Annotated in this window: 10 protein-coding genes and 1 pseudogene; 7 read left to right on the top strand and 4 right to left on the bottom strand. The window is 72.2% G+C overall.

Going from position 1 to position 7,802, the window contains the following annotated elements; translation table 11 throughout:
• The coding region (locus M878_RS54300) for an RICIN domain-containing protein (protein WP_023544878.1) at window positions 1–621 on the top strand (621 nt) is incomplete at its 5' end.
• Window positions 622–885: 264 nt separating this feature from the next.
• The gene (locus tag M878_RS98795) at window positions 886–1,104 is read left to right on the top strand and encodes a site-specific integrase (protein WP_245238028.1); all 219 of its coding nucleotides are present in this window, start codon (window positions 886–888) and stop codon (window positions 1,102–1,104) included.
• Window positions 1,105–1,143: 39 nt separating this feature from the next.
• Here M878_RS98795 and M878_RS54295 read toward each other — a convergent pair whose 3' ends face one another.
• On the bottom strand, window positions 1,144–1,497 hold the full coding sequence (locus tag M878_RS54295) for a VOC family protein (protein WP_031224050.1): 354 nt from the start codon (window positions 1,495–1,497) through the stop codon (window positions 1,144–1,146).
• Window positions 1,498–1,923: 426 nt separating this feature from the next.
• Between M878_RS54295 and M878_RS54290 the strand changes: the two genes are divergently transcribed.
• On the top strand, window positions 1,924–2,358 hold the full coding sequence (locus tag M878_RS54290) for a subtilase-type protease inhibitor (protein ID WP_023544875.1): 435 nt from the start codon (window positions 1,924–1,926) through the stop codon (window positions 2,356–2,358).
• 354 nt (window positions 2,359–2,712) lie between these two features.
• On the opposite strand, the gene M878_RS54285 is transcribed toward M878_RS54290, so the two are convergent.
• Together M878_RS54285 and M878_RS54280 are read right to left on the bottom strand one after the other, a co-directional pair.
• Window positions 2,713–3,210: a methyltransferase family protein gene (locus M878_RS54285; protein ID WP_023544874.1), complete on the bottom strand. Its 498-nt coding sequence runs from the start codon at window positions 3,208–3,210 to the stop codon at window positions 2,713–2,715.
• Window positions 3,211–3,283: 73 nt separating this feature from the next.
• Complete coding sequence (locus M878_RS54280) at window positions 3,284–4,792, bottom strand: MFS transporter (protein WP_023544873.1); 1,509 nt, start codon at window positions 4,790–4,792, stop codon at window positions 3,284–3,286.
• 164 nt (window positions 4,793–4,956) lie between these two features.
• On the opposite strand from M878_RS54280, the gene M878_RS54275 reads away from it, so the two are divergent.
• Both M878_RS54275 and M878_RS54270 read left to right on the top strand, forming a co-directional pair.
• Window positions 4,957–5,301 carry an ArsR/SmtB family transcription factor gene (locus M878_RS54275; RefSeq protein ID WP_023544872.1) on the top strand — a complete coding sequence of 115 codons (345 nt, stop codon included), beginning with the start codon at window positions 4,957–4,959 and terminating at the stop codon, window positions 5,299–5,301.
• A gap of 6 nt (window positions 5,302–5,307) precedes the next feature.
• A complete protein-coding gene (locus M878_RS54270) occupies window positions 5,308–5,835 on the top strand; it encodes an SRPBCC family protein (RefSeq protein WP_023544871.1) in 528 nt (175 codons plus the stop codon).
• Between the two features lie 304 nt (window positions 5,836–6,139).
• Here the strand turns inward: M878_RS54270 and M878_RS97285 are convergent, their stop codons facing one another.
• A complete protein-coding gene (locus M878_RS97285) occupies window positions 6,140–6,301 on the bottom strand; it encodes a hypothetical protein (RefSeq protein WP_023544870.1) in 162 nt (53 codons plus the stop codon).
• A gap of 367 nt (window positions 6,302–6,668) precedes the next feature.
• Between M878_RS97285 and M878_RS54265 the strand changes: the two genes are divergently transcribed.
• Entirely contained in the window at window positions 6,669–7,520 is an 852-nt protein-coding gene (locus tag M878_RS54265; protein ID WP_023544869.1) for an SDR family NAD(P)-dependent oxidoreductase, read from the top strand.
• Window positions 7,521–7,527: 7 nt separating this feature from the next.
• Window positions 7,528–7,802, top strand: a pseudogene (locus tag M878_RS46980) (DMT family transporter); the annotation flags it as partial.

Raw genomic sequence — 7,802 nt, 5'->3', positions numbered from 1 at the left:
GTCCTCGCGATCAGCCTGTGGCCGGAGGGCGGCGACGGCACCGACCCGGTCGCCTCCACCGGCGCCGTCCCCGGCACCACCGCCCACCGGTCCCCGCTCCCCGCCGCCACGGCCCCCGGCACCACCGGACTGCCCACCACCGGCCGCCCCACCCGGCTGCGCAACGCCGCCGCCGACCTGTGCCTGGACATCAAGGGCACCCCGGAGGCCGGGGCGGGCGCCGTGCTCGCCGTCTGCTCCGCGGCGCTCACCCAGCGGTGGACGTACGACGCCGACGGGCTGCTGCGCAGTGCGGCCGGCTCGGGTCTGTGCCTGGACTCGCACGCCGACGCGGGCGTGGTGATCCTCGGCAGCTGCGCCGGCGCCGGCTCGAATCGGGGCGACGACGTGCGCTACGACCTCACCGAGCGGGGAGAGTTGCTGCCCCGCTGGGACCGCACGCTCGCCCTCGCCACCGCGGCCGACAGCGTGGGCGCCGACCTCGTCGTCAAGGTCCGGGACGGCTCCGCCGGGCAGCGCTGGGTGGCCGACGCGCCCTCGGCGAGCCCCGGCTCCCTCTCGATCGCGGGCACGGACGGCCCCTCCACCCGGCCCGCCCGGCCGCCGGCGAAGGACGCCTGAACCACTCGCCGGCGCACTGTCCCGGTGCTCCCATCGGAACACCGGGACAGCTCAGGTGCGCGGCACGATACGGCTCCGGGCGGATGTAGGCGGCCGGCAGCCCGCCCAACGCGCGCTTGAGGACGGCCGGTTCGAAGAGCGTCGCGGCGGCGTGCGGGGGCCCTCGGTGACGATCCACTCGATCCGATCGGTCCACGCGGCCGCCTGCCCGACCCGGACGCCCGAGCAGCTGCGTCCGCCGGCGCACAGCCCGACGGCCACCTCGTGGCACGCCACAGCCGGCCGTTGTGGTGGACGCTGCGTCGTCCTTGGCGGCCGCTGACCTGCGACGCGGCCCTCATGATGTCCAACCGTGCCCACGAGGCCCCGGGGCCGAACTGGACCCTGCACGGTCTGCGGCACACAGCGACCTTCTTGATGTCGGACGACCAGAGCATGCCGCCGGTCCACGTGCAGCACATCCCAGGCCACAAGCACCTGTGACTTGAGACGAGCCGTCACCTTCCGGCTCAGACGGCTCAGTCACTGACGCCGTTGTCCAAGGACACAGAACTCGTTGCCTTCGGGGTCTGCCATGACAACCCACGATTGGTCACCCTGGCCGATGTCGACACGCTTTGCGCCATGAGCCTCAAGGCGAGCCACCTCGGCGTCCTGGTCATCAGGCCTGAAGTCGAGATGCAGTCGGCTCTTGACCTTCTTGCTCTCATCAAGCCGGACGAAATCCAACCCCGGCAGGCGATCCGGCTCCGGGCGGATCTCGAACTCCTCATCAGAGGAGTGGACGACGACCCACCCAAGGGCCTCCGCCCACCACTGCCCCAAGGCCACCGGATCCACCGAGTGAACAATCACCTGTTCCCATTCCAAGGTCATCAACCGAGCCTAGACCACCAGGGCTTCGCGAACACACTCCCATCAAGCGCTGAGCCCTCCTCGGGACCAGGGGCCTCCACCTCGTTGAGGGCGGGCCCCGAACCGGCCCACTGAGGTGATCACTTCATGAACACAAGGAGTCATGAAGGGACTTGAGGGGGTCGGAGTCGGAATGTTTCAGGACGATTAACGAAGCGCTGATTTTCGGCCATCTGGGCGGGCTCGACGGGCAGAACCCGCGTAGTTGCTGGGTCACGGTGTGTGGATTCCGTGACATCACGCCACTGCTTCAACACGAAAGGTTACCGAAATCCATGTGCCCGATGTGAGTTTCCCCGGCGGACTCGGCAGAGTGGCGCTCGCCGCTCCGGTGCCCGACCGGGCCCGGGCCGGCGCCATGTCTGTTCAAGCGGAAGGATGCACACAATGCGGAACACCGCGCGCTGGGCAGCGGCCCTCGGCTTTGCTGCCGTCGCCGTCTGCGGACCCCTGACCGGGGCCGCCGTCGCTGCACCCAGCGTCGCCCCGTCGTCGCTCTACGCCCCCTCGGCGCTGGTCCTCACGACGGGCCACGGCAGCGACGCGGCCACGGCCACTCCGGAGCGCGCCGCCACCTTGAGCTGCGCTCCGACGGCCTCCGGCACCCACCCGGCTGCGGCCCAGGCCTGCGCCGAACTGAGCGGCGTCGGCGGCAACTTCGCCGCCCTGAAGGCCGCCCCGGGTGTGTGGTGCACCGATCTGTACGACCCGGTCGTCGTCACCGTGCAGGGCGTCTGGCAGGGCAAGCGCGTCGCGTACGAGCGCACTTTCGGCAACGCGTGCATGCGGGACGCCACGGTCGGCGGCGTCTTCGCCTTCTAAGGACCGGGATCGCGCGGACCCCGCATACGCCGGAAACAGGTCCGCAACCGGGGAGTGCGGCCCCTGGAGCGGGGAACCCGCGATCTCGCACCGGGGCCGACGGGCGGAGTGGGGCCGCCCGCCGGCTTCCGGGCACACAGCCGCTCCCCGGGCGGGTCCGTGGGGGGCCTTCCCGGGGGGCGGCGAAAAACAACCGGTTTCATCCGGTGTCCATGGCCTTGGGCTGGTGACTCGTGTCGCATCGGGGGAGCGGCGACCCGGCGGACGGGCACGGAGAGCGACACGTGCACAGGTCGCGAGGCCCTGACGCCACCCTTCGCGGATGCACCGCGGGCACCCGCCCGCGCCGCCGACTCAGGCGCCCCGCCAGGGAGTCCGCCGCGGCCACCAGGGCGGCACCGCCCGCCGGTAGCGCTCGTAGCCGGCCCCGAAACGGCGCAGCAACCCCGGCTCCTCGTACCAGTGGACGAAGGCCCAGATCACCGTCCAGGCGCCGGCGGCGTAAGCGAACAGCACGGGGCGGGCGAGCAGCAGGCCCTGACCGGCGAGTACGGCGACGACCGCGACGTAGATCGGATTGCGCACGTACCGGTACGGGCCGCTCACCACCAGCCGCGCAGGTGGCGCGACCGGCGCCGGTGTGCCGAGCCCCTCCAGGGCGAACCGGGCGTAGGCCTCCAGGATCACGGCCGTACCGGCCGCCAGCGGGAGCAGGCCGAGCAGCCGCAGCGGCAGCCACCAGTGGCCGGTCCGCCAGCCGCCGGTCAGCCACCACGGCATCAGCACCGCCGCGCAACCCGCCGCCAGGACCAGGAACAGGGTGCTGCCGAGCACCGCGGTCGCCTTGCGCACACCTCCACCATGACAGGCCGAGGGGCCGCCGTCTCCCTGCTGACGGCGGCCCCTCGGGCTCGGATTCCGGCTGTCACATGTGGACGACCGGAGCGGCCTCCGTGTCCTGCTGCGGCACCCCGCGCCGGTAGAGCACGAGGGCGATCAGCGCGCCGGCGGCGAAGAAGCCCGCGGACCACCAGAACGCGGTCGTGTAGCTCTCGATCGTCGCCTGCGCCCGCACCGGCTTGCTGGTGGCGTCGCGGCTGGACAGATAGGCGGTGGCGGCGCTCGCCGCGAGGGTGTTCAGCAGCGCCGTGCCGATCGAACCGCCCACCTGCTGCATGGCGTTGACGGTGGCGGACGCCACGCCCGCGTCCTCGGCCGCGACCCCGCCGGTGGCCAGCTGCATGGCCGGCGGCATCACCATGCCGAGGCCCACGCCGATCACGATCAGCTGGGGCAGGACCGCGCTCAGGTAGTGCGAGCCGAGGCCGATGCCGGTCAGCCAGGCCATACCGGCACCGGCGATCGCGAAGCCCAGCGGGATGACCGCCTTCGGGCCGAGCCGGGGAAGCAGCACCGTGGTGCCCACCTGTGCGGTCACCATCAGCGCGCCGACCATCGGCAGGAACGCCACACCCGTCTTCGTCGGGCTGAAGCCGAGGTTGAGCTGGAGGTAGTAGGTCAGGAAGAGGAACACGCCGAACATGCCCGCGCCGGTGATCAGTACCGCGAGGTAGGAGGCCGCGCGGTTGCGGTCGAGCAGGATGCGCAGCGGCAGCAGCGGGTGCGCGGCACGGGTCTGCCACCAGGCGAAGGCCGTCAGGAGCACTCCGCCCGCGATCAGGAAGCCCCAGGTCAGCGGCGAACCCCAGTCGTGGGTCTCGGCGTTGGAGAAGCCGTAGACCAGGGTGAACAGACCGGCCGCGACGAGCACCGTGCCCGGCACGTCCAGCTTGGCGTTCGCCGCGTCACGGTGGTTGCCGAGCAGGATCCAGCCGCCCGCGAAGGCGACGACCGCGATGGCCACGTTCACATACAGGGTCCAGCGCCAGTCGAGCGCGTCGGTCAGCACACCGCCGAGCAGCAGGCCCACGGCACCGCCGGCACCGGCGATCGCGCCGTACACGCTGAAGGCGCGCGCCCGTTCCCGGGCGTCTGTGAACGTGGTGTTGAGCAGCGACAGCGCGGCGGGCGCGAGGAGCGCGCCGAAGGCGCCCTGCAGGGCACGTGCGACGACCAGCATGGTGAAGCCGTTCGCGGCGCCGCCCAGCGCGGAGGCCGCGGCGAAGCCGACGACGCCGACGAGGAAGGCGGGCTTGCGCCCGAAGAGGTCGGCTATGCGCCCGCCGAGCAGCAGCAGGGAGGCGAAGGCGAGGGCGTACGCCGTCACGATCCACTGCCGGTTGCCGTCGGAGAAGCCGAGGTCGGTCTGGGCGGACGGCAGGGCGATGTTCACGATCGTCGCGTCGAGGACGACCATCAGCTGGGCGAGGGCGATGACCGCGAGGATCCACCACCGCTTGGGCGAGGCCGCCCCACCGTGTTCGATCGCGGCGGCTCCTGCTCGGGAGCCCTCGGCCAGGGTCTTCTGGGGCATGGTGAACCACTCCAGGGCAAGTCGTTCGGGTACGGGCGAGCGAACAGCTCATAAACGAAACTGTTTCGTACACGTCCGACCTTACGGCACGACTAGCGAAACGGCAACGTTTCTTTTGGTGTATTCCTTGACGGGCATATAACTGGCAGGGCATATTGGGTCGCATGTCCGACGCAGCGCTGTGGTCCGCCCTCGCCGATCCCCACCGGCGGGCGATCGTCGCACTCCTGCGGGAACGCCCGCGGCCCGTCGGGGAGATCGTCGAAGCCTGCGGACTGAGCCAGCCGAGCACGTCCAAGCATCTGAAGGTGCTCCGGGAAGCGGGCCTGGTCCGGGTCAGACAGGACGCGCAGCGCCGTGTCTACGACCTCGACCCGGCGCCGATCGTCGCGCTCGACGCCTGGCTGGAGCCCTATCGCCGGCTGTGGAACAGCAGCCTGGACGCCCTGGGCCGGCGCCTCGACGAGACGTCGGACGACACCGGACGCCCCCCACCGCCGAAGGACTGAAGCACCATGCCCGTCGACCTCACCGGCACCTGTCTGACCCTGGACGACGGCCGTCCCGCCGTCCGGTTCAGCCGCACCTACGACCACCCGGTGGACCGCGTCTGGCAGTTCGTCACCGATCCCGACGAACTGCAGCAGTGGTTCCCCTTCCGCGCCGAGATGGAGCTGCGTCCCGGCGGCACGATCCGCTTCAGCGGCGACCCGAACACGCCCGGCTTCACGGGCCGGATGCTCGCCGTCGACCCGCCCCGGCACCTGTCCTTCGAGTGGGGCGGCGACGAACTCCGCTTCGATCTGGAAGCCGTCGGCGCACAGCGCACCCGGTTCACGCTCACCAACGTCCTGGCCGAGCCGAACACCGCCGCCCGCAACGGCGCCGGCTGGGAGGTATGCCTCACCGCCCTCGACGCCAAGGCCCACGGCGAACCCTTCGAGGGCCCACTAGCCGGGCCGAGCGCACCCTGGAAGCGGTTCTATGACGCCTACATCGACGCCGGAGTGCCTTCGGGCGCTTCCATTCCAGGCCTGGACTGAGCGGGTGCGTGGAACGGCCGCCGCGGACAGGGTGCCGGGTACGGCCGGGACACCCGGGCGGTCAGGTGGCCGTCCGGGCGGATCAGGAACGCGGTGCCGGCCTCGGTCGCGCAGCGGGCGCGGAACTCGTCGCGGGTGTCTCTGCGGACCGGCAGTGGCAGGTGCGGGGGTCGATGCGGTCCGTCAGTACGCAGTAGCTGAAAAGGCGACCGTGGGACGACCGGGTCGCCTCCTCCACGAGTTCCCGCAAAGCCCCGTGAGCCGTCGGCGTGGAGCAGTAGGACGTAGTAGTCCGTAGTACGACCTAGGCGCGCTCGCGCAGTACCTCGTGCCGGCAGACGGGGAACGCCGCGATCGGGCTGTCCGGGCAGGCGATCAGCAGCTGAGCCTCGCGCAATATGACAGTCGCGGGGTCGTCGTGGTGGGCCCGCACACCGTGTGTCGCGTGCCGGAGGGCGCGGCCCACCCGACGATCCCCCGTCTCACAGCCGGCCGGCCACCGCGCGGTCAGCACCTCGTCGGCGCGGTTCGAGCGCGGCCGTTGTCTCCGGCCGGACCCACGCCCGCGATCAGGACCTCGGTGTGCCTGACGCCCTTCTCCCGCCCGGGTGTCCCGGCGTACGGTCGTAAGGCCCCCTCGCTCGATCCCTCGATCTCCATCGTCGTCCCGGGCGCACCACCGGTGACTCGGGCCCCACTGTGCATGTCTCGCGGGCGTTCGGCGGGTTTCCGCAGTGCGTGGTCTTCCAGTGTGTGGCGCCCTGGATACAGCGCGCAGGTTCGGCCGCGGAGCCCGCGAACCCGTGTCACCACGTCGCAGTGAGGTCCTCACCATGTCCCACCTCCCGCCCCCCGCAGGACCGTCGAACCGCGGCGGGCCGGTCGCGACCTCCGCCCCGGCGGGCTCCGTCCTCCCCTCCGCCGGGAGCCCGGCGGGCCGTGGCGGCACGGCACTGGTGACGGGCGCCTCCTCGGGCATCGGCGCCGCCGTCGCCCGCCGGCTGGCCGCCGAGGAAGGCTGGCGGCTGGTGCTGAACGGACGTGACGTCACACGCCTGGAGCAGGTGGCCGCCCCGCTCGACGCCCTGGCTCTGCCAGCCGACCTGACCCGGCCGGGTGCCGACCGTCTGCTCACCGATCTGGTCCTGGACCACGCGGGCCGGCTCGACCTGCTGGTGGCGAGCGCCGGTGTGGGCTGGGCCGGTGACTTCACCGGCATGCCCCGCGCCCGCGTCGACGAGATCGTCGGCGTCGACCTGCTGGCCACCCTGCACCTCGTAGGGGCGCTGCTGCCCCACATGGTCGCGGCCGGGTCGGGCCGCATCGTGCTCATCGGATCCGTCGCGGGCAGCGTCGCCGTGCGCGGCGAGGCCGTGTACTCCGCCGCGAAGGCCGGCCTGGCCGCCTTCGCCGACGCCCTGCGCTACGAACTGCGCGGCACCGGGGTAGGCGTCAGCCATGTGATCCCCGGCGCCGTCGACACCCCTTTCTTCGCCCGCCGGGGCGTCCCCTACACCCGGGCATGGCCGCGGCCGGTGCCGCCGGAGCGGGTGGCGGACGCCGTCTGGACCGCCGTCCGGCACGGCCAGGACGAGGTGTACGTCCCGGGCTGGCTGAGGTTTCCCGCCCGCGTGCGCGGTGTCGCGCCCGGGCTGTACCGGCGGCTCGCCGCCCGCTTCGGATGAGCCGGCCATGATCGCCGTCACGGTGCTGCTCGCCCTGCTCGCCGCCCTCACCAACGCGTCCGCGTCCGTGCTCCAGCGCCGGGCCGCCGTACAGGAGCCGTACGAGGAAAGCGGGGCCGGCTGGGCGGTGGCCGCGGTGCGCCGGCTCGGGCGGCTGCTGCGCCGCCCGCACTGGCTGGCGGGGGCCGCGCTGCTGGCGGTCTCCGGGGTGCTGCAGGCCGGGGCGCTGGCCGTGGGCAGCCTGTCCCTGGTCCAGCCACTGCTCGCCACCGAACTGCCGTT

Source organism: Streptomyces roseochromogenus subsp. oscitans DS 12.976, from assembly GCF_000497445.1.
GTDB lineage: Bacteria > Actinomycetota > Actinomycetes > Streptomycetales > Streptomycetaceae > Streptomyces > Streptomyces oscitans.
The sequence above is the reverse complement of the archived record's forward strand: the minus strand, read 5'-3'. Positions and strand labels throughout refer to the sequence as shown.